Annotated in this window: 17 protein-coding genes; 9 read left to right on the top strand and 8 right to left on the bottom strand. The window is 56.3% G+C overall.

The genetic code is table 11. The annotated features are described in order from the left end of the window. Positions 1-8 precede the first annotated feature (8 nt). From IEY52_RS07350 to IEY52_RS07375, 6 genes are read left to right on the top strand one after another with little or no spacing between them, the layout of a single operon-like run. Positions 9-935: a proline racemase family protein gene (locus IEY52_RS07350; RefSeq protein ID WP_189001896.1), complete on the top strand. Its 927-nt coding sequence runs from the start codon at positions 9-11 to the stop codon at positions 933-935. Further along, positions 932-2,026: an NAD(P)/FAD-dependent oxidoreductase gene (locus IEY52_RS07355; RefSeq protein WP_189001898.1), complete on the top strand. Its 1,095-nt coding sequence runs from the start codon at positions 932-934 to the stop codon at positions 2,024-2,026. The genes IEY52_RS07350 and IEY52_RS07355 overlap by 4 nt, the downstream gene beginning before the upstream one ends. After that, complete coding sequence (locus IEY52_RS07360; protein WP_189001900.1) at positions 2,019-2,258, top strand: (2Fe-2S)-binding protein; 240 nt, start codon at positions 2,019-2,021, stop codon at positions 2,256-2,258. Before IEY52_RS07355 ends, IEY52_RS07360 begins: the two co-directional genes overlap by 8 nt. After that, positions 2,248-3,432, top strand: a complete 1,185-nt coding sequence (locus tag IEY52_RS07365) for an NAD(P)/FAD-dependent oxidoreductase (protein ID WP_189001902.1) — start codon at positions 2,248-2,250, stop codon at positions 3,430-3,432. The genes IEY52_RS07360 and IEY52_RS07365 overlap by 11 nt, the downstream gene beginning before the upstream one ends. Then, a complete protein-coding gene (locus IEY52_RS07370) occupies positions 3,429-4,358 on the top strand; it encodes a dihydrodipicolinate synthase family protein (protein WP_229684673.1) in 930 nt (309 codons plus the stop codon). The genes IEY52_RS07365 and IEY52_RS07370 overlap by 4 nt, the downstream gene beginning before the upstream one ends. Beyond that, positions 4,355-5,839 (top strand): aldehyde dehydrogenase (NADP(+)), encoded by a 1,485-nt coding sequence (locus tag IEY52_RS07375; protein ID WP_229684674.1) that lies wholly within the window; start codon positions 4,355-4,357, stop codon positions 5,837-5,839. Before IEY52_RS07370 ends, IEY52_RS07375 begins: the two co-directional genes overlap by 4 nt. Here IEY52_RS07375 and IEY52_RS07380 read toward each other — a convergent pair. From IEY52_RS07380 to miaA, 6 genes are all read right to left on the bottom strand, one after another. Further along, complete coding sequence (locus IEY52_RS07380; protein WP_189001904.1) at positions 5,817-8,117, bottom strand: alpha-glucosidase; 2,301 nt, start codon at positions 8,115-8,117, stop codon at positions 5,817-5,819. The two genes, IEY52_RS07375 and IEY52_RS07380, sit on opposite strands and share 23 nt — an antisense overlap. 234 nt (positions 8,118-8,351) lie before the next feature. Then, positions 8,352-10,637, bottom strand: coding sequence for a DNA polymerase domain-containing protein (locus tag IEY52_RS07385; protein ID WP_189001906.1), 2,286 nt, complete (start codon positions 10,635-10,637; stop codon positions 8,352-8,354). A 197-nt stretch (positions 10,638-10,834) separates the two neighbouring features. After that, positions 10,835-11,608 (bottom strand): hypothetical protein, encoded by a 774-nt coding sequence (locus IEY52_RS07390; protein WP_189001908.1) that lies wholly within the window; start codon positions 11,606-11,608, stop codon positions 10,835-10,837. Continuing rightward, entirely contained in the window at positions 11,605-12,546 is a 942-nt protein-coding gene (locus IEY52_RS07395) for an ABC transporter ATP-binding protein (protein WP_189001910.1), read from the bottom strand. Before IEY52_RS07395 ends, IEY52_RS07390 begins: the two co-directional genes overlap by 4 nt. After that, positions 12,543-12,923, bottom strand: coding sequence for a GntR family transcriptional regulator (locus IEY52_RS07400; protein WP_189001912.1), 381 nt, complete (start codon positions 12,921-12,923; stop codon positions 12,543-12,545). Before IEY52_RS07400 ends, IEY52_RS07395 begins: the two co-directional genes overlap by 4 nt. 193 nt (positions 12,924-13,116) lie before the next feature. Continuing rightward, positions 13,117-14,019, bottom strand: coding sequence for a tRNA (adenosine(37)-N6)-dimethylallyltransferase MiaA (miaA, locus tag IEY52_RS07405; protein WP_189001914.1), 903 nt, complete (start codon positions 14,017-14,019; stop codon positions 13,117-13,119). Positions 14,020-14,131: 112 nt separating this feature from the next. On the opposite strand from miaA, the gene IEY52_RS07410 reads away from it, so the two are divergent. From IEY52_RS07410 to IEY52_RS07420, 3 genes are all read left to right on the top strand, one after another. Continuing rightward, positions 14,132-14,515: an Hsp20/alpha crystallin family protein gene (locus IEY52_RS07410; protein WP_189001916.1), complete on the top strand. Its 384-nt coding sequence runs from the start codon at positions 14,132-14,134 to the stop codon at positions 14,513-14,515. A gap of 87 nt (positions 14,516-14,602) precedes the next feature. After that, complete coding sequence (locus tag IEY52_RS07415; RefSeq protein ID WP_189001918.1) at positions 14,603-15,688, top strand: carbohydrate kinase; 1,086 nt, start codon at positions 14,603-14,605, stop codon at positions 15,686-15,688. Beyond that, entirely contained in the window at positions 15,669-16,574 is a 906-nt protein-coding gene (locus IEY52_RS07420) for a pseudouridine-5'-phosphate glycosidase (protein WP_189001920.1), read from the top strand. Before IEY52_RS07415 ends, IEY52_RS07420 begins: the two co-directional genes overlap by 20 nt. 66 nt (positions 16,575-16,640) lie before the next feature. Here IEY52_RS07420 and IEY52_RS07425 read toward each other — a convergent pair whose 3' ends face one another. Further along, complete coding sequence (locus IEY52_RS07425; RefSeq protein ID WP_189001922.1) at positions 16,641-19,394, bottom strand: putative bifunctional diguanylate cyclase/phosphodiesterase; 2,754 nt, start codon at positions 19,392-19,394, stop codon at positions 16,641-16,643. 349 nt (positions 19,395-19,743) lie between these two features. Further along, entirely contained in the window at positions 19,744-20,805 is a 1,062-nt protein-coding gene (locus tag IEY52_RS07430) for a 3-deoxy-7-phosphoheptulonate synthase (RefSeq protein ID WP_189001924.1), read from the bottom strand. Between the last annotated feature and the right edge of the window lie 325 nt (positions 20,806-21,130).

Below are 21,130 nucleotides of genomic sequence, written 5' to 3' on the forward strand. Positions count from 1 at the left end.
GGCAGGACATGGAAGTGCCTTTCATCGATTCCCACACCGGAGGCGAACCCACTCGGGTGCTGGATTTCCCTTTTGATCTGGGAGGGGGGTCCCTTTTTGAGCAGCGTGAAGTTTTCAAAACCCGCTGGGACCACATTCGCAAGGCGGCCTGCAATGAGCCCCGCGCTTCAGATACGGTGGTGGGTGCATTGCTGGTGCCACCCACAGACCCGGCTTGCGTCAGTGGCGTGATTTTTTTCAACAATGTGGGGGTGCTGGGCATGTGCGGGCATGGCACCATTGGCGTGATCCGAACCCTGCAAACCCTGGGGCGCATTGAACCAGGGACACACCTGCTGGAAACGCCCGTGGGCACCGTCACCACCACCCTGCATGCAGACGGGCGGGTGACCGTGCAAAATGTGCCTGCATACCGGCACCTCAGGCAGGTTCAGGTGAAGGTGCCCGGTCATGGTACCGTCACCGGAGATGTGGCCTGGGGCGGAAACTGGTTCTTTCTGATTCAGGATTGCCCCATTGCTGTGGAATTCAGCCAGTTGGAGGCACTGACCGAATTCACCTGGAAGGTCCGGCAGGCTTTGCAGGAACAGAACATCACGGGAAAAGACGGTGCCCTGATTGACCACATCGAGGTGTTCGGGCCAGCCGAAACAGCCGACAGCCGCAATTTTGTGCTGTGTCCGGGGAAAGCCTATGACCGCAGCCCCTGTGGTACTGGAACCAGCGCCAAACTTGCCTGCTTGCAAGCCGACGGAAAATTGCAGGAAGGTCAGGTCTGGAAGCAGGAAAGCATCATCGGGAGTGTCTTTGAGGGGTCGTATCAACTCACCAGAGGGCAGGTGATCCCCAGCATCACCGGACAGGCCTTCATCAACATGAGAGGCGTCCTGATTCTGGATGAGATGGATCCTTACTGCTGGGGCATCGGGCAATGAACTGGGATGTGGTGGTGGTGGGTGCAGGCATTGTGGGGGCCGCCTGCGCACACCGTCTGGCCCATGCAGGCATGAACGTGCTGGTGCTGGATGAAAAAGGCATTGGAGAGGGAGCCACCGCTGCTGGAATGGGCCACATCGTGGTGATGGACGACAACGAACCCGAATTCTCCCTGACCCACCATTCCCAGATGCTATGGGACACCCTGGACTTGCCCGGAGACGCAGAACGGGTGCATGCAGGCACCCTGTGGGTGGCTTCAGACGAAGAGGAGATGGAAGGAGCAACCCGAAAACAGAGCGGCTATCTGCAGCGTGACCTGAAAGCAGAACTGGTGTCTGCAAAAGCACTGCAACAGCTGGAACCCCATTTGCGGGGCGGTCTGGAAGGAGGACTGCTCATCCCCAACGACAGTGTGGTTTACCCTCCCAGGGTTGCTGCTTTTCTGCTTGAGCAAAGCGGGGTGGAGGTTCGCAAGGTGGCTGTATCTGAAATTCTGGATCAGGGAGTGTGTTTGACTTCCGGGGAAAAGATCCCTGCCCAGCATGTGGTGCTGGCCACCGGAGTGAAATCTGTGCAACTGATTCCAGAACTGCCCATCCGGCCCCGAAAAGGACATCTGGCGATCACCGACCGCATGCCTGGATTGCTGAAACATCAACTGGTGGAACTCTCTTACCTGAAAAGTGCCCATGGCTCGGACCTGGACAGCGTTGCTTTCAATGTGCAGCCCCGCAGCACCGGGCAGGTGTTGATCGGGTCCAGCAGGCAGTTTGAGGCCCCAGATGGCAAAGTGGATTTTCAGATCCTGGGCCGCATGCTCAAACGGGCGACAGCTTTCATGCCCGCTTTGCATGATGTGCTGGTGACGCGGGTATGGACGGGTTTTCGTGCTGCCACACCGGACAGCCTGCCCCTGATTGGACCACATCCGGCCAGAAAAGGACTGGTGCTGGCCACAGGACACGAAGGTCTGGGCATCACCACCTCGCTGGGAACAGCAGAACTGGTCTGTTCCCACATCACGGGCAACCCTTGCGCCCTGGATCCCAGACCTTACCTGCCCACACGGGAGGTGGCCCATGCCTGAAATTCAGGTCAATGGACAGCCTTTAAACGTCAAAGCAGGCATCTCTGTGCTTGCTGCCCTGCAAAACCAGGGCATCTGGACCACCCGAACCAGTGTTTCCGGTGAACCCAGAGGGGCCTTGTGTGGGATGGGCGTATGCTTTGAATGCCGCCTGCAGGTGGATGGAAAAATTCAGAAAGCCTGTCAGTTGATGGTGCAGCAGGGCATGAAAGTGGTACTGGATGCACGCTGAGGTTCTGGTGGTGGGTGCTGGACCTGCAGGACTTGCCGCTGCACGCGCAGCCAGCAAAAACGCAAAGGTCACCCTGCTGGACGACAACGCAAAAATGGGAGGCCAGATCTGGCGCAACCGACCTGATCTTAAGCTGCCTGCAAACGTCCAGTGGCTTCCATCCAGCGGAATTGCAGGGGTGCTGGATGAAAAAACCCTGCTGTTGGAAGGGAAAGCCCTCTCGTTTGACCAGGTTATCCTTTGCACAGGGGCCAGGGAACTGCACCTCCCCTTTCCAGGCTGGACCCTGCCCGGAGTGCTGGGCGCAGGAGGCTTGCAGGCCATGATCAAGAATGGTCTGGATGTGGCCGGAAAAACCATTGTGGTGGCAGGTTCTGGACCGCTGCTGCTGGCCGTGGCTGCACTGGCAAGGCAGAAAGGTGCAAAAGTCCTGAAAATTCTGGAACAGGCCCCGACATGGCAACTTCTCCCGTTTTTGAGAGCACTGTCAGCTGGAAAAATCCTGCAAGCTGCCCAGATGGGACCACAAACCTTGCTCGGGTACAACCCGGATGCTTACTTGCTGCAAGCTTCTGGAGAGGGTCAGTTGCAACAGGTGATCTGCCAGATTCAGGGCAAAACCGTGCAGCTTGAATGCGATTTGCTGGCTGTGGGGTTCGGTCTGGTGCCCAATCTGGAACTGGCTGTGCAACTGGGCTGCAGGCTGGACCAGGGTTTCATTCAGGTGGATGACACCTGCAAGACCTCACAAAAAGGCATTTACGCAGCAGGAGAAATCACAGGCATTGGCGGTCTGGACCGTGCCCTGCTGCAAGGAGAAATTTCAGGACTGGCTGCCACAAACCAGACCATCAAGAATCTGGTGCCCAGACTGCGGGCCTCCCAGCGTTTTGTTCGCACCCTCAAAAACAGTTTTACCCTGAGGCCAGAAGTCTTGAAACTGGCCCAGCCGGACACCATCGTCTGCCGCTGTGAAGATGTGCGGCTTTCACAGGCCCAGCAGCACGACAACTGGCGCAGTGCCAAATTGCACACCCGTCTGGGCATGGGGGCCTGTCAGGGCCGCACCTGTGCCCCCATCTGTCAGATCCTGCTGGGACTGGACAGCCCTCAAACCCGCCCGCCCATTTTCGCCACCCCCCTCAAAAACCTGCTTCTGGAGGAAGAACCATGAACCAACCCATGAATCACCAGGGTGTCATTCCCGCCATCACCACCCCTTTTCACGAAGACCTCTCTGTGGACTTTGATTTTCTGAAGGCCCACATCCGCTGGATGCTGGACAAAGGCTGCAGCGGCATCACCGCGCTGGGTTCGCTGGGGGAAAGTGCCACCCTCAGTTTTCAGGAGAAAGTCGAGATCCTGAAAGCCTGTGTGGAAGTTTCCGGAGAAAAACCTGTGGTGGCAGGCATTGCTGCCCTCTCCACCCGTGAAGCCGTTCAGCTTGCAAAGGCTGCAGAGGAGGTGGGCTGTAGAGGCCTGATGGTGCTGCCTCCTTATGTCTACTCCTCGGACTGGGAGGAGATGAAGTTTCACATGTCCAGCGTGATTGAGGCCACTTCCCTGAGCTGCATGCTCTACAACAACCCCATCGCCTACAAAACCGACTTTTTGCCTGAACAGATGCTGGAACTGGCCGAGAAACATGAAAACCTGCATGCCGTAAAGGAATCCAGTGCAGATGTGCGGCGGGTCAGTGCCGTCCGTGCCCTGCTGAAAGACCGCCTCACCATTCTGGTCGGGGTGGATGACCTGCTGGTGGAAGGAGTTGCTGCAGGAGCCACTGGCTGGATTGCCGGTCTGGTCAATGCTTTCCCCGAGGAATCCGTGCGCCTGTACAACCTCAGCATGGCAGGCCGGTGGGAGGAGGCCCGACCCCTGTACGAGTGGTTCCTGCCCCTGCTCAGGCTGGACACCGTGGTCAAGTTCGTGCAGTACATCAAGTTTGTGCAGGAAGAAGTAGGAATGGGTTCTGCACGGGTGCGGCCTCCCCGTCTGGAACTGAATGCCAGTGAAGTGGCCTATGCACGGGGTCTGCTGCAAAAAGCCCTGCAGGAGCGCCCTGCTTTGATGATGACTGCATCAATGGTGGAGTCGTGATCCACGGGATCAATCCAGTGAATGGGGAACGTCTGGCAGGCGTTCCCATCACCTCTGAAGCTGAACTTCAGCAGGTTTTTGAGCTGGCCCAGACTGCAGTGCATCCATATGGCACCCTCCCAAAAGACCAGAAAGCAACCTTTTTGCTGCAAATTGCTGCAGAACTTGAGGCTTTGCGGGAGGAGATTGTAGAGGTGGCCCACCAGGAAACCGCCCTGCCCCTGACCCGCCTGAACGGTGAATTGGGCCGCACCACAGGCCAGCTAAAATTGTTCGCAGAAGTGGTGAAAGAAGGCTCCTGGGTGGATGCCCGCATTGACCCTGCCCTCCCTGACCGCACCCCTCCCAGACCGGACATTCGCAGCATGAGGGTGCCCCTGGGCGTGGTGGGGGTTTTTGGGTCCAGCAATTTCCCACTGGCTTTTTCGGTGGCAGGGGGAGACACAGCCAGTGCACTGGCCGCAGGATGCCCGGTGATCGTGAAAGCCCACAATGCCCATCCCAGAACAGGGTTTCTGGCAGCTCAGGCCATTCAGAAAGCCATAGAGACCTGCCAATTGCCTGCTGGGGTGTTCAGCCTGATTTTTGGTGCAGACAACCAGATTGGTGAAACGATGGTGCAACATCCTGCCGTGAAAGCTGTGGGTTTTACTGGATCACGGGCAGGAGGACTGGCCTTGCAAACACTGGCCCAGCAGCGCAAAGAGCCCATCCCGGTCTATGCCGAGATGAGCAGCATCAACCCGATGGTGGTCTTTCCAGATGCCATGCAGGAAAGGGCTGAAGAACTGGCAACAGGATTGTACGGATCTTTCACGCTGGGAGCAGGACAGTTTTGCACCAATCCGGGTCTGGTGTTCATTCCGGCAGAATCAGAAGTTTTTCTGCAAACCCTGCAAACCCTGACAGAGCAGACTGCAGGCTTTCACCTGCTAACCTCAGGGATCCAGCAGCAGTATCTGGCAGGAACCTCCAGGTTAAACAACCATCCTGGTGTGCAATTGCTGGCTCAGGGAACTGGAGAGGTTGCCGCCCAGGTGTTCACCGTGCAGGCAACAGACTGGACCCCTGAGCTGCAGCAAGAGGTTTTTGGTCCCAGCACCCTGCTGTGCCTCTACCAGGATCTGGCAGAAGTGCAAAACATCCTGCAGGGTCTGGAAGGTCAATTGACCACCACAGTGCAGGCTGCTGAGGCAGACCTTGCAGCCTTGCAAATCCTGCTTCCTTTGCTGCAGGAAAAATCGGGACGGGTGGTGTTCAATGGTTATCCCACCGGAGTGGAGGTGTGTGCTGCCATGGTGCATGGTGGCCCCTACCCTGCCACCAGCGATCCTGGCAGCACTTCAGTGGGCACCCGCGCCATCACACGTTTTACGCGGCTTGCCTGCTTTCAGGATTTTCCTGATGGTTTGTTGCCTCCAGAGTTGCAGGAAAACAATCCCCTGGGGGTTCTGAGGCTCAGGGAAGGCAAGCTGGAGTGACTTTCAAGCAGGCCTCCTGAACAGATTCCAGAGGCATCAGGCCCTGCTGCTTGAGGTTTTTGCGGAACATCTCCCCCACCCTGGAGCCCTGCGGATAAAACACAGCAGGGTAACCCATGGGGGTTTTGACCGTCACCTCCTGGCCTTCCTGATGGGAAAACACCTCTCCTGTCCAGGCTTCCACCCATGTTCCTGCCGGAAGGTACACCTGCACCTCCTCGTGGCCCGGATCCAGCACCGGTGCAACCAGCAGTTCACTGCCCAGCATGAATTCCTGGTACGTGAGGTCCAGAACCTGCTGATCCTGTGGAAACTGCAAGAACAGAGGGCGCATCACTGGAACCCCTGTCCGGGCGGCTTCTTTGACCAGTTGAATGCGGTAGAACGCCCAGGCCCGGTACACACGGGCCATGCGGTCAAATTGTTTGAGGGTTTCTTCGTCAGAGTAAAACTGGGCGTTGTCTTCAGGACGGTTGCCCTCATGGGTGCGAAACACCGTGGAGAAAGCCCCGAGTTCCATCCAGCGCATCAGCAGTTCCTTGCTGCGGGTGTAACTCTGCAGCGGGTTTTTGATGGTGGTGTAACCCCCGATGTCCGAGTGGTTGAAACTGAATCCAGAAAGCCCACTGCTGAGCATGGCCAGCACTGCGGTTTTGATGCCATCCCGGTCATCCCAGCTCACCAGTTGATCTCCGGTCCAGAACAGGGAGGAGAAATACGGACTGCCTGTGTACCCCGAGCGCATGAAAAACACACTGTCTTCGGGGTGCTGCTGGCGGTCCAGCACATTGCGGTTGAAAATGGACCACATCACGGGATAGAGGTTGTGGTTGTCTTTCCCGGTGGACCCGGAGTAGAGGCGGGCATCGTAAGGCAAACCCTCGCCATAATCTGCCATCCAGCCTGAAAACCCGTTGCCAATCAGGTTCTCCTCTGCCACCTGGGTGTACCAGGCCAGGGCTTCCTGGTTGGTGAAATCAATCAAACCTGCCCGGAAGTCGGTCTGTTGCAACAGGTAAGGCCTGCCGTCTTCGTTGCGCACAAAGTAACCGTGGTCCATGGCTTCCTGGAACAGGTTGCGTTTGACCCCGGGTTTTCTGGAGGCGTCGGCCAGAAAAGGACTGAAGTATCCCAGCGTGCGGATGCCTGCCTGTTGCAAATCTGCTGTGAGTTTCTTGAATTCCGGGTAACGCTGCTCGTCCAGTTCCCAGTTCCACCAGAGCTGTTTGCCAAAGGAGGTTTCCCGCTGGCCCACCCAGTCCTGCAACCAGAAAGCAGCAATGGGGGTGCCCATCTTTTTGAGTTTCTCCCAGATGTCACGCACCTTCTGGGTGCCGCCCTGCATGCCCACCACGGCACCCTTCAAAATCCAGTCGGGCAGGGCCCGCATGCGGCCCATGAAACTGGTGTAGGTCTTGATGAGCTGAATGGGGGTGTCTCCGTACAGGATCTGGCCGTGCATCTCACCAGAGAACAACTGCACATGCACCCGGTCTTTCTTGCGCAAATCAAAGACCATGTATTCACTGTTTTCCAGCACCAGAGAGCGCAATTTGCTGGTGAGGTAGTGGGGCACACTGATGTAGGTGGCGTCCCAGGAGCCTCCAGACTTTGCAACGGTGTCTGCCCCAAAAGTCAGAGGTTGCAATCCCCTCCCGATGCCCTGTTCCTGCACGAAGATGGGAAGGCGCTGGCCTTTCAGGTCAAATTTTGAAAATTGCTCTCCAAAACCGTAAAAATGCTCATCTGGATCAGAGGCGTAAGTCAGGTAAAGCCGGTTGTAGCGGGGATCGTCTATTTTGATGCTGAATCCGAGCTGGTTGCTGCTCTTGAGGGCAAACGCCAGTTCGTAAGGGATCTGGCCTCCTCCAGCACAACGCAGTTTGCCTTTGAACAGCACGTAACCTGCATTGTGGATCACCTGCTTCATGGTCTGGTCGCGGCAGGTGTTGAAGCGCTGGTCCGAGACCTCAAACGAGCCCCTGGAGTCTGTGACGTCCTCTTCCCCGATGGCCGAAGCAATGAACCCCTGATCGGACAACGTGGAAAAGAGGGTGCGGCCCGGAGCCAGGGCATGGCTGACCTGCAGGGCATGTCCATCCCAGCGGATCAGGAAAGCCCCCAGAGAAATGCGTTGATTGCCCAGCGTGTTGAAAAGGTCCCCCTGAATTTGACGCTGGGCATACAGCGTCAATGCAGAGTTGGTTGCAAAATAAGCACCTGCACCCACCAGAAGTGCACCGAAGGCAAGCAAAATGGTGCGCTGGCTCCTCTTCATCGATCGGAGGGATTATAGCGTTTTTTCAGGTTGAGCACAATAGAAACGGGCAGTTGGGCAGGGAAAAGCCTGGGATAGACATGGGACGATGCCAAGGGCCGAGGGCCGAGGGCAAGCGACCCAGCGGTCCCAAACCCCTCCTTTCCATGCAACCCCAACAACAAGTTGGTCTTCATCCACATGGATTGCTGACCTCATGGATTGCTGACCGCCGTTGTTGCCCTGTCCCTGGGTTCAAATCTCTTGCCCATAAGGCACATGCTGGATCTGGACCTCTTCCAGGGTTCTCTCAAAAAGCCTTCCCTGCAGGTGTGCAGGAAACACCGCTTCGAAATCTTCTGGAGAAAACGCACTGGAAAGCCGCTCTGCATAATGTTTTTTCAGGGCTTCAATGTAATGCTGGATGTCGTAATCTCTTGGGTCCTGATCCTGTAAAATGCGGCCAATTCTGCCTCGACCCTGGTACATCAGGATGCGTTCCCCTTTGCTCCAGCTTTCCCGGCCAGACAGCAGCATGGCCTCGTATGGGGATTCTTTGCGGTCCGACCTGCGGTGCAGGTACTGCTGGGAAGACTTGGTGAGCCGGATCCGCATGGCCACATCACGGGTTTTGAAGGCCCGGGCACGCAATTTCTCCACGGTTTCTGTAAAAGCATGGTGGACCCCCTCTACATCTCCCTGCAACAGGGCCATCAGGGCTTCTTTGAGAAACTGGCTGCCAAATGCCTCTGACCGGATGGAGTGCAGGGATGCCCCCCGCAACACCAGTTTTCCCTGTGCAGTCAGCAGGGCGTAATTTTTCACCTGATGGCTGAACATGGCAGGGTACCAGCCTTCAAAATCCAGATGGATCAATTCTGGCAGCGTTGCACTGACCTCTGCGACCAGTTGACGGCCCTGCTGTTCGGTCCAGTGTTCGGGCATGGAGAAAAAGACTCCATCGGTGTCCGCCTCGATGAGGGTCATGCCTCTGGCCTGCAGTTCGTGCAACACCTGTTGCAGGATTTCACGCCCCAGGGCCGTGATCTGGTCTGCAGCATTCCGGTCTGCAAAGCGGGCCATTTTGCCTGCACCCAGGTACCCGTAAGCCGAGTTGATCACCAGTTTCATGGCGGCCTGGATGGCATTGTGGTAAGGGGCTTCCTGGCTGGCTTTTTTGGCCTGCTCTTTGTGCTCTAGGCGCAAAGCGGTGAGCTGGTCCACCAGGGTGGTCATCACTCCCAGGGTGTCGCATCTGGGTCCAATCTGGTATTGCCGCATGATGGACGGGTACAGCGAGGAGATGTCTGCCTTGACCACATTGCGGGCCACCCCGGTCTGGAACAGATAAACCGCTCCCCCTTCATGCGGTGTGTCTGAAGCCATGTGCTGGGAGCAGGGCAACGCCTGTTTTTCCTGCAGGTAAGCCCGCACCAGCATGGGTTCCAGAATGCCTGTGGCTGTTCCAGCGTAAGCCACCCGTTCAAAACTGCGTGGGGCCATCTGGCTGAGGGCAAAAGCTGGCTGCATCAGACGCTCAGAGATGGCAGAAACCTCCCGCACATCGTCCAGGGCATAGTGCCTGACCTGCTCCGGGTCAGAGAGGTAGGTCTGGTAAATCTTTTCTCCGGCAATGTAAACCCGTTCAGGAGAAGCCACCCCGAAGTATTTCGCCACATCTTTCAGGCGCTGGCTGGCCATGTCGCGGGTGACAAACTGGTGCCTGCGCACGGCGTCCAGGGTGTCGATCATCTCACGGCCCGCCACGCTGTAGCGGGTGAAATCCTGGTAGCGGATGGCCACCACTTCCAGAGGTCCAGGGTCCCGGCCCCACAGGAGTTTCAGGCCCAGTTGCTCTGCACGACGCATCAGGAAGGGCAAATCAAAACCCATCAGGTTGTGGTTCTCTATGACATCTGGATTGCGCTGCTGGATCAGTCGGGTGAGGGATTCCAGCAGCGCTTTTTCGCTTTTGTCTTCCAGAACCACTTCCAGACCCTGATTGTCTTTCACGGAGATCAGGAAGATGTGCCCATCTTCAGGGCTCAGGCTGGTGGTTTCCAGGTCGATTTGCATGCGGTGCAAATCCTCATAACGCAACCCCTTGAAGTAGGTCCGACCTGTGAGCATCAGGTACTGTTCCAGTGGGGCCATGGTGTAGCACTCCCACAGGTCGGACAGGTGGCTGACCTTTTTGCCCAGACGCCTGGAAGCCCCCTGCAGGAGGGCATTTCGCAGAATGCGACCATCTGTGCATTGCAACAGGAAACGCGAACTTCCTGGACCTCCTGGCAGCTCAAGGTAAGTGATCTGGCCTTCCAGACGTTCTTCACTAGCTTTTGCAAAAGGCATCCCGGAAAGCTTGAGGTCGGTGAGGTGGTCTGCATAAACCCAGGGCGTGAAGGTTTCCTTTTCCAGCAGCAATCCCTGCGCCGTCCTGCGCCACACCAGGGCCTGACCCCGCCAGTCTGCCCACACCCCCACAATGCCAGGGGTGGGATCTGCACCGTACAGCCAGGCAGGATCGGAAATCGTCTGCATCAAGAACAGTTTATCATGGTTCTGCTGGGTTCATAATACGCAAAACAGCCAGCTGGCGGCATAAAAACAGAATCCCTGTCCATTTTGGAGGTTCCAACGAACCCGTCAGCACTGCAAGCATGTCTTCTGCTCTGCTTGGTTTTCTGATGCATGAAAACAAAAAGCGGGGAGCATCCCCGCTTTTTGTTTTTTACCTTTCAGAACAACTTTCGCTTCTGGAAACCCAGATGTGCTGCACCGTAAACCAGACCCAGCATCAGGAAGGACCACAACGCTTTCATGTCGCCTGTGATGGTGTAATTCAGGTGCTTGCTCAGAACAAGGTTCTGGGCTTCTGTGGTGGTCATGAACGCATGCATGTCATGGGCAGGCAAAGCCAGACGCATGTAATACACCGGATTGACCTCAAACATGTCTGAGTTGTGAAACACCAGCATCACCAGCAGGAAAACAAAGAGTACGGCTGGAGCAGCCATGACCACTGGAATGCGAAACAGGTGCAGCACTCCCAGGGTCAGCACACCCCAGAACAGGGCAATGGCCCAGAGCATGAACATGTTTTTCAGTGGAGCCAGACCCCAGGCAAAAGAGATTCCACCTTGCAAAGCAGCCCAGAGGGTTCCCAGTGCAGCAAACCCTCCCAGAACCAGGGCCATGGTTTTCACCTGTCGAAAGAGCACCAGATTGCGGGAAATGGGCTGTATCAGGTGAAACCGCAGTTGTGAGGTGCTGGCACTGAGCGCTGCAGCCATCAAAACAGCCAGGGCATTCAAAAACACAGGTCCTGCAAAAAGAAACCAGGAGGTGTGCAGCGGAATCAGCAGGGTTCCATATTCATTTCTGCCGTAGTGGATGAAATGAACATGTTCATTTCGCCAGTCGCTCCCAAATCCAATCAGAAACATCAAAACAAAAAATGCTGTGGCCACCTGCAGCAGACGCAAGATGGGTTTCAATTCATGCCGTTTCACAGTTGACCTCCCATGGCTTCGGTGTAAATCTGTTCCAGCATGAAGGGCTGGATGTGCAGGTTCAGGACAGGAAATTCCTGCTCGATCATCTGGGCAAGCAGGGCCACTTCACCCCTGACATGCAGGGTCAGGCTGCGCCCACGTGCACCCAGCTTGTAGACCCCTGGCAGATTGCGCAGTCGGGCCAACTGGTGGTCGTTCAATTCCTGCTCGAAATTCACGTGCACCAGATTGCGGTGCTGCCTGAGGTCTTCCATTTCGGCGTTCAGCAGCAGGGTGCCGCGTTTCATGATCACCAGACGGTCTGCCAGGGTCTCGATTTCTGAGAGCACATGGGTGGACATCAGGACCGTGCCTCCGGTGGCCACAAAATCCACCATCAGGGACAGGAACCTGGAGCGGTTTTCCGGGTCCAGACCATTGGTGGGCTCATCCAGAAGCAGAAGTTCAGGTTGTGATCCGAAAGCATATGCGGTTCTGAGGGCCATTTTCTGGCCTTTGGAGAGCTTGCGGGCCTGCTGGTTGAGGGGAATCTGCAGGTGTTTTGCCACCTCCAGGGCTCTCCCCTGGTTCCAGTTGGGTTGCAAATCCTGGCCGTACTCGAAGTGCTCCAGCACCGTAAAACTTTCCAGCAGTCCGATGCTGTCGCTGACCAGTGCGGTTCTGGCCCTGGCCTGCACCCCATCTGTGAACACATCATGTCCGAAGACCTGGGCTGTGCCTGTGGTGGGCTGGATCAGGCCCATCAGGGTGTGCATCAGGGTGCTTTTGCCTGCTCCATTGGGACCCAGCAACACGGTGGTCTGTCCGGGCTGCAAATCCAGCCAGAGGTCTTCCAGAATGTTGTGTTTGCGCTCCTGAACCGTCAGGCCCTGGATGCTGAGGGGAAGGTGGTGTTCTGCCTGCAAAGCAGCAGAAGACAGGTATGCGTGGGTCATGCGTCCTCCGGTCCATAAGTGTCGTGCAGCAGGTCTTGCAGGGCAGCACGTTTCATGCCAATGCCCCTCAGCCTGAGGGTGGCGTCTTTGAAGTTCTGGATGGCACTGTTCAGTTGCAGGTCCTGCTGAACCATGCCTCCGGCGGTGATCACGGTGCCCACTCCGGGCCTGGATTCAATGAGGCCTTCACGCTGCAGTTCGCTGTAAGCTTTCATCACGGTGTTGGGGGCAATGCGGTGTTCGGTGGCCAGTTGCCTGACGGTGGGGAGGGTGTCTCCCTGCCGGAGCACCCCATGTTCAATCTGGTCCTTGATGGTGCTGAGGATCTGCAGGTAAATGGGGATGCCGCTGTGGGGGTCCACTCTGAGTTGCAACATGAATCGGGACAGCACCTCCTGGATTGCTTGTATCATTGTATCATAACTATAACACAATGATACAAATGGGCAAAGCAGCCGTCAGCGGTCAGGATTCAGCAATCAGCAAATGGGAGGTTTGCTGCGGATCAAACCCTGTTGCACCCCTTCAGAGACACAGACCTGCTGGATCTCAAACCCTTTCATCCACAACTCAACCTTCCTGCAAATAAGCCAGCAGATCTGGCCTCACCTGATCAATGCTCTGGCATTCTGCGTGCAACTGGGTTTTCAGCCAGGTGAGTTGCCGTTTGGCGTACTGCCTGGTGGCCAGGGTGATTTTTTCGATCATGGCGGCTTCGCTGTGACCTTCAGAAAGACCTTCCAGCACTTCCTTGTATCCAATGGCCTGCAAAGCAGTGGGTCTGCGACCCGTATCTTCGGAAAGCACATCCAGCAGGCTTTTCACCTCATGCACCAGACCTGCTGCAAACATCTGCTGCACCCGAAGGGCAATGCGTTTTTCAAGGTCAGGGAAAACTGGAGACAGGCCAAAAAGCCGGTACTGAAACCGGGGTGTGGTGTAACCAAAATCCCCCGGAAATTTTCCAGTTCTGCGCTGCACCTCCAGTGCCCGGATCACCCTTCTGGGGTTGCGCTGCATGCGCTGGGCTTCTGCTGGATTCACCGCTGAGATTTCTGCCAGGAGCGCGTCCAGACCCCGATGTTCCAGTTCATGCCAGATCTGCTGCTGTAGGGCTTCATCTGCTCTGGGTGTAAGGGGCAGGCCCTGCTGCAGGGCTTTCACATAAAAACCGGTTCCTCCCACCACCAGAGGAATGCGGTTTCTGGCCTGAATGTCTGCAATGGCCTGTTCTGCATCCTGCACGAACCGGGCCACATCGTATTCCTGCTGCGGGTCCACAATGTCAATCAGATGGTGAGGCACCGCCTGCAACTCTGCCTGTGTGGGTTTGGCCGTGCCGATGTCCAGACTCCGGTACACCAGCATGGCGTCTGCAGACACAATTTCGATGGGAAACATGCGGGCCATTTCCAGGGCCAGAGCGGTCTTTCCACTGGCGGTGGGACCGAGCAGGACGGGGATGGGCTTCATGAGGTCTCAGTCTAGAGAAAGGACAGGCAAGGTGCAAGGGCACAGAAGAACAGGGCAACTGTGACCTACACACTCTTTTCACTCCTTGCCAAAATCACGTTAGAATACCCCTATGGATGAACTGGTGCTCAAGCGACTGGGTTCGCTGATGAAGTTGCGTGAAGACATTGAGGTCCTGTCTGGAACAGGCCGCTGGACACCGTCCTCAGATTGGCTGGAAACCGATTCTCATGTGATTCTGGTGATGGATTTGCCGGGCATTGATCCCGAATCCCTGGAAATTCAGGAAGATGCTGAGATCCTGACCGTGGCTGGAAAACGGGAAGACCTTGAAGTTCCGGGCACCGTGATCCATCATGAAAGGCCCGGAACGGATTTTGTGCGGGAGTTCCAGATGCCCCGCGACACCATGCCCGGCTCTGCACAGGCCAGACTGCGCAACGGTGTATTGGTGATTTCTTTTGAGAAAAGCACCAAGGTGATCAACGCAGAATAATGCAAAACCAGACTGCACACCCAGGAATTTCAGGGAGGCCGCACAGCCTCTCTTTAAATTTATAAGAATTCTTTATATCATTTAAGCATGGCACTCACCGAGCGGGAACAACAGCTCCTCTCTTTACTCACCGACAATCCCCTGCTCTCTCCCAAAGAGCTTGCCGAACGCCTGAAAACCACCCCCAGCGCCATTGCCGTGCACCTCTCCAACCTCACCAAAAAAGGGGTGATTCTGGGACGCGGCTACATCGTGCGCCAGGAAAGCAGCGTGCTGGTGATTGGCGGGGCCAACCTGGACTTCAAGGCCAGAAGCCTGAACAGTCCAGTGATGGGAAGTTCCAACCCTGGACAGACCACCTCCACCTTCGGAGGGGTGGGGCGCAACATTGCGGAGAACCTGGCAAGGCTTGGCGTGCAGGTCAGCCTGATCACCATGCTGGGCCGTGATCCCAGCGGAGAACGCCTGAAAATGCACACCCAGAGTGCTGGCGTGGACTTGCGCCTGTGCTTTTCTTCGGACACCCCCACGGGAACCTACAACGCTGCCCTCAACCCGGATGGCAGTTTGCTCATTGCCATCAGTGACATGAGCATCATGCAGGAGCTCTCTCCTGATGTGCTCCGGCAAAGAGAGCAGCACATCAAGAATGCGCCATATCTGGTGCTGGACGCCAACCTGCGCATGGACACCCTGGAATATGCCCTGAAAACCGCCAGAGGCAAAGTGGTGCTGGAACCCGTCAGCGTCAGCAAATCCCTGCCCTTAAAAGGCATTCTGGGGAATGCTCCCCTGTTTGCCCTCACGCCCAACCTGGATGAACTGGAAGCCCTGACCGGAACCCGCGACCTCAAACTGGCCTGCAAAACCCTGCACAGCCTGAATGTGGAACACGTGGTGGTCACACTGGGAGAAGAAGGGGTGTATGTCTCTGGACCCAGAAGCAAATTGCAACTGAAAGCCATCCCAGCAAAAGTGCAGGATGTCACCGGAGCCGGAGACGCATTCCTATCGGGGATGCTGTATGCCCTCAGCCACAACGAGGACCTGAAAGCCGCCTGTGAATACGGTCAGGCCGCTGCTGTGCTGACCCTGGAAAGCCCCAGCACCGTCAATCCCGAACTGAGCGTCAGTTCTCTAGAAAGCAGGAAAAATGATCACCTTAAACCCTGAAGTCCATGAAGCCCTGCAAAACGGCCAGCCTGTGGTCGCCCTGGAATCCACCATCATCTCTCACGGGATGCCTTACCCTCAGAATGTGCAGACCGCACGGGAAGTGGAAGCCATCATTCGGGACCAGGGGGCCATTCCTGCCACCATTGCCATTCTGAACGGCGACATCAAGGTGGGCCTGTCAGACGAGGAACTGGAACTGCTGGGCTCCAGCAAGGATGTGATGAAGGTTTCCATCCGGGATCTGCCTTTTGTGACCGCCATGAAACGCCACGGGGCCACCACCGTTGCCAGCACCATGCGCATTGCCCACCAGGCCGGAATCCGGGTGTTTGTGACCGGAGGACTGGGCGGCGTGCACAGGGGCGCAGAAACCACCTTCGATGTCTCTGCGGACCTCACCGAATTCACCCTCAGCGATGTGACTGTGATCAGTGCTGGCGTGAAATCCATTCTGGACATTGGGCTGACCCTGGAAAAACTGGAAACCCTGGGGGTGCCGGTGATTGGATACGGCACATCAGACTTCCCGGCCTTCTATTCCAGAATCTCCGGGTTCAAGGTGCCCCTGCAACTGGACAGCCCATCAGACATTGCAAACGTTATGAAACACAAGTGGGATCTGGGCCTGACTGGAGGCATCAGTGTTGCAAATCCCATCCCCCTGGAAGATGAAATTCCTGCCAGCCGCATTGATCCCCACATTGAGCAGGCCCTTTCCGAAGCTGCAGAAAAAGGCATCAAAGGCAAAGACGTTACCCCCTTTCTGCTGGCCAAAATCAGCGAGATCACCAGCGGCCAGAGCCTGAAATCCAACATCGCACTGGTCAAAAACAATGCGCTGCTGGGGGCACAGATTGCAGTGGCTTACGCAAAGTTGCACTGAAAGCTCTTGAAAAGAAAGCCTTCTGACCAGAAGGCTTTCTTTTTGTTGAATCAATCGCTGGTTGAATCAATCGCTGGCCGTCTGGGGAAGGGGTTCAAAAGATGCAATTTCGAAATGGGTCTGTCTGTGCATCAACTGTTCCAGTTCAAAGACAGGCAGGGGCTTGCTGAAGTAGAACCCCTGCACCTCGTCACAGTTGTGCTGCATCAGAAAGTTCAGTTGCTCGATGGTCTCCACCCCTTCTGCCACGGTTTTGAGGTTCATGCTGCGGGCCAGGGCAATGATCGCACGGGTGAGCACAGCATCCTCCCGCACATGGTGCACCGATTGCACAAAAGAGCGGTCAATCTTGACGGTGTTGACCGGGAAACGCTTGAGGTAACTCAGGCTGGAATATCCGGTTCCGAAGTCATCCACCGACAGTTGCACGCCCAGATCCCTGAGGGATTGCAGCACCTGGATGATGTACTCGGTGTTTTCCATCACCAGGCTTTCGGTGAATTCCAGGTCCAGCAGGTGGGCAGGAAGGCCGGTCTCCTGCAAGACCGATTGCACCAGTTGCACCACATTTTGCTTCTTGAACTGCAAGGCAGACAGGTTCACGGACATCTTGAGCGGCGGGAAACCCCAGGCTTGCCACTTCTGGCTCTGGGCACAGGCTTCCCTGAGCACCCACGCTCCGATGGGCACAATCAGGCCGGTTTCTTCGGCCAGAGGGATGAATTTTGCAGGTGAGACCATGCCCAATTGGGGATGCTGCCAGCGCAGCAGGGCTTCCACCCCCACCACCTGTCCGGTGCTCACGTTCACCTGGGGCTGGTAGAACAGCACCAGTTCATTGCGGGCCACCGCCTGCCTGAGGTCATGCTCCAGCCGCAGTTTTTCCAGGGACACCTGGTTCATTTCTGCGGTGTAGAACCCGAAGGTGTTGCGGCCCTGCGCTTTGGCCCTGGACACTGCTGTGTCGGCATTTTTCAGCAGGGTTTTCACATCGTCGCCATCTCTGGGGAACATGCTGATCCCGATGCTGCCCAGCAGGGCAAATTCATAGTCTTCCACCCGGTAAGGGCTGGCCAGCACATCCAGAATCTTCTGGGCCATCTCTCCGGCGTGGTCCCAGGAGGGCACCTCTGGCAGCAGCAGCATGAATTCATCTCCACCCTGACGGGCCACCGTGGCATCCTGACCCAGGGTTTGCTTCAGGCGGGCAGCCACTTCACAGAGGATCAAATCTCCGGTGGCATGCCCAAAACTTTCATTGATCTGCTTGAAGTGGTCCAGATTGAGGAACAGCACCGACAGCATTCCACCCCTGTGCTGTTGCAGGGCCAGGGCCTGTGAAGTGCGGTCTTCAAACAGGGCACGGTTGGGAAGCCCGGTCAGAACATCGTGGTGCACCAGATGCAGCAGGCTCTGCTCAAATTCCTTCTTCTCGGTGATGTCGGAAAAGCTGCCCACAAAGCCGATCATGGCACCCCGGTGGTCGGTCAGCACCGTCACGCTCAACAAGACGGGGTACACATGGCCATTTTTGCGCCGGAAGAACACCTCTCCTTTCCAGCGGCCCGTGGCCATGAGTTCCTGCATCAGTTGCTGGTACACCTCGTTCTCGTAGGCCCTCTGGGCCAGCATCAGGACCGGCTGGCCCTGCACATCTGCACCTTCATATCCAGTGATCTGTTGAAAAGCAGCATTCACCCCGGTGATGCCCTGCTTGCGGTCCGCAATGAAAAACGCTTCTCCAGAAGTGGAAAACACCGATGAGATCAGGCGGGCGTTGGCCTCAAGGCCCTGCCTGCGCCTGAGGGTGCCCAGAACAACCCGCACCCCCACCCCGCTGAACACCACCATGATCAGGGCCAGCAAAAGCACCAGATTGCGCCTGTGTTCCAGATGCTGTACACGCTGGTCCAGCAGATGCTGGAGTTGCAGGGCCATGTGGTGCTCCAGTTGAAACTGGGCATCAAGGGCCGTTTTTTCCATCTGGTACAGCTCCTGGCTTCGCAGGTTGAAATCAGACTTGCTGAGCAGGTTGTCCTGAACTTTTTCCTGCAGCAGAACCTGGATTTTCTGGTTTTGCTGAATCAGGATCCGCAGGGCATCTCCCAGTTGGGGACGGGCCAGCAGGGCATTGTCCAGGCTGCGCCACAGGTGGATGTACGAGTCATCCACCAGTTGCAGTCGGGCATTCAGGTGGCTCTCTTCCGAAGAGAGGATGTGCTTGCTCGCCGTGACCTGCATGGCCCTTTCAACCACTTCCGCACGCTGATGGGCCAGTGCAGGCAGCACATTGATCAGGCCATTCATCAGGTAGTAAGAGTCCAGTTCGGGGTCCAGAATCAGGTTGGAGGTGTCCCCCACCCGGGAAATCAGGCCTGTGAGTTCCTGCACCAGCACATTCTGGGCCGTGTACCTCAGCAGCAAAGAACCCTCGGACTGGTTTTGCGTGTTCTGCCAGACGCTGTTGAATCCTTCCCAGGCCACGGTGCTGCGCAATTGCTGACCCAGTTGCAGGTTGACGCTGGACAGGGCCTGAACGCTGTGTTGCAATTCGGTTTCCAGAACAGGATCTTGCAAGGTGGTGTTTTCTGCCAGGTTGTAGGCCATCAAGAGCCGCTGCCGGATCAGGGCTTCGAGCACCCTGGATGCCCCCTGGTCATAGGTGAGGCCTGCAGTTTCCTGTCTGGAAAAAGCAATCCGGCCATTGATTTCTGAAAGGAAAAACACCAGAATGACCGCCAGTGGAAGCAGAAAAGCAAAAAGCAAACCCAGCACAGCAGAGGTGGTCTGCTGGATGCCCGGAAAGGGAAATTTTTTCAAGTCTGCCTCCCTTTACCAGCAGAGTGGTCAAAACAGCCTGTCTGCAGCAGGAAACATGTTTGGGGGATCCAAAAAGGCAAGTTCAAAAGAAACTCCTGACCTGAAGCACCTGCCCGGAGCTTCCAGGGTCTCGTGCTCATAAGCCAGTCTAGCGAAACCGTTCACACAAGAATCTGAACCCCTCAATGCATTCTTGATAAAGAATTTTAATCTTTAACAAAGGTTCTCCTGCCCCTTTATTGTTTTCCCTGAACACAAAGCTCTGAAATTGTGAGCGCTTACGGAAAGTTTGCAAGACGACCAAAAAACCGTCCTTTGCAGGACGGCTTTTTCAGGCATCTTGATGAACTCAGTGGGCAGCCACAGGAGCAGAAAGCGCCTGATGGGCCTGCTGCAACAGCTCCTCGGTGGTTTCCCAGCTCACACAGGCATCGGTGACACTGACCCCATATTTGAGCTGGCTGAGGTCTTCGGGGATCTTCTGGGCTCCTTCGTTGAGGTGACTTTCCAGCATCACACCCACCAGATCGCGGTCTCCGGCCAGACGCTGCTCGACCACTTCACCCCAGGCGATGCTCTGCTTGCGGTAATCCTTGTTGGAGTTGGCATGGGAGCAGTCCACAATGATGGCAGGATTGAGCCCGGCTTCCCGCACTTCACGGGCAGCTTCCTGCACATGCTGGGCAGAGTAGTTGGGACCATTGCGGCCACCACGCAAAATCACGTGGCCGTAAGGGTTGCCTTCGGTGCCGATCATGGCCGCCTGGCCATTCTCGTTGATGCCCAGGAAAGTGTGCCGGTTCTGCGCCGCGATGATCGCGTCCACAGCCACCTTCACATTGCCATCGGTGGAGTTCTTGAAACCCACAGGAATGGACACGCCACTGGCCATGGTGCGGTGCGTCTGGGACTCGGTGGTGCGTGCACCAATGGCCCCCCACACCAGCAGATCCGCAATGTACTGGGGCACAAAAGGATCCAGCAGCTCGGTGGCCACTGGCACCCCGAGCTCATTGATTTTCAGCATCACTTCACGGGTCTTGCGCAGGCCCAGGTTGAAGTCGCTCTGGTAGTGCATCTCGGGATCGTGAATGAAACCACGCCAGCCCACCGTGGTGCGGGGCTTGTCCACGTACACCCGCATCACCAGAAACAGCTTGTCTTCCAGCTTCTCTTTCAGGGCCTTCAGGCGGGTGGCATACTCCACAGCCTGATCGATGTCATGGATGGAGCAGGGACCGGTGATCACCAGCAGACGGGGATCTTTCTTGGTCAAAATGTCTTCAATGATCTGACGGGACTCGAATACGGTTCTGTCTGCCTTATCGGTGCGGGGCAACTCTGCCTTGAGTTCCTTGGGGGTGATCAAAGGGCGCACCTCTGTGACGTGCAGGTTTTCCAGTTTATGCATCTCTGTCTCCTCAGCGACGTGAACGCTCTTGAAAAGCACAAAAAAACTGCGCCCGGTGTTCCCGAGCGCAGTGAATCCAGCAAAGCCTAGCGCACCCGGGAAGTTACCGAGCGAAATAATAAAAGCTGAAGCTAGGGGCTGGTCTTTGCGTGCTCATCTATCCTGATGCTAACGGTTCTGGATCCACAAGGCTGGGTTCAACCTAGACAGCGCGCTTAAAGGGGGTTCAGCAGAAGGCAAAAAGCCAGGGCACGTCTCCCCATTTGCCGAGAGCCGAGAGCATCAATGTGCAAAAGCTGCAGCGAGGTGTCAAATCCACAATGTT

This window comes from Deinococcus roseus (assembly GCF_014646895.1).
GTDB lineage: Bacteria > Deinococcota > Deinococci > Deinococcales > Deinococcaceae > Deinococcus_C > Deinococcus_C roseus.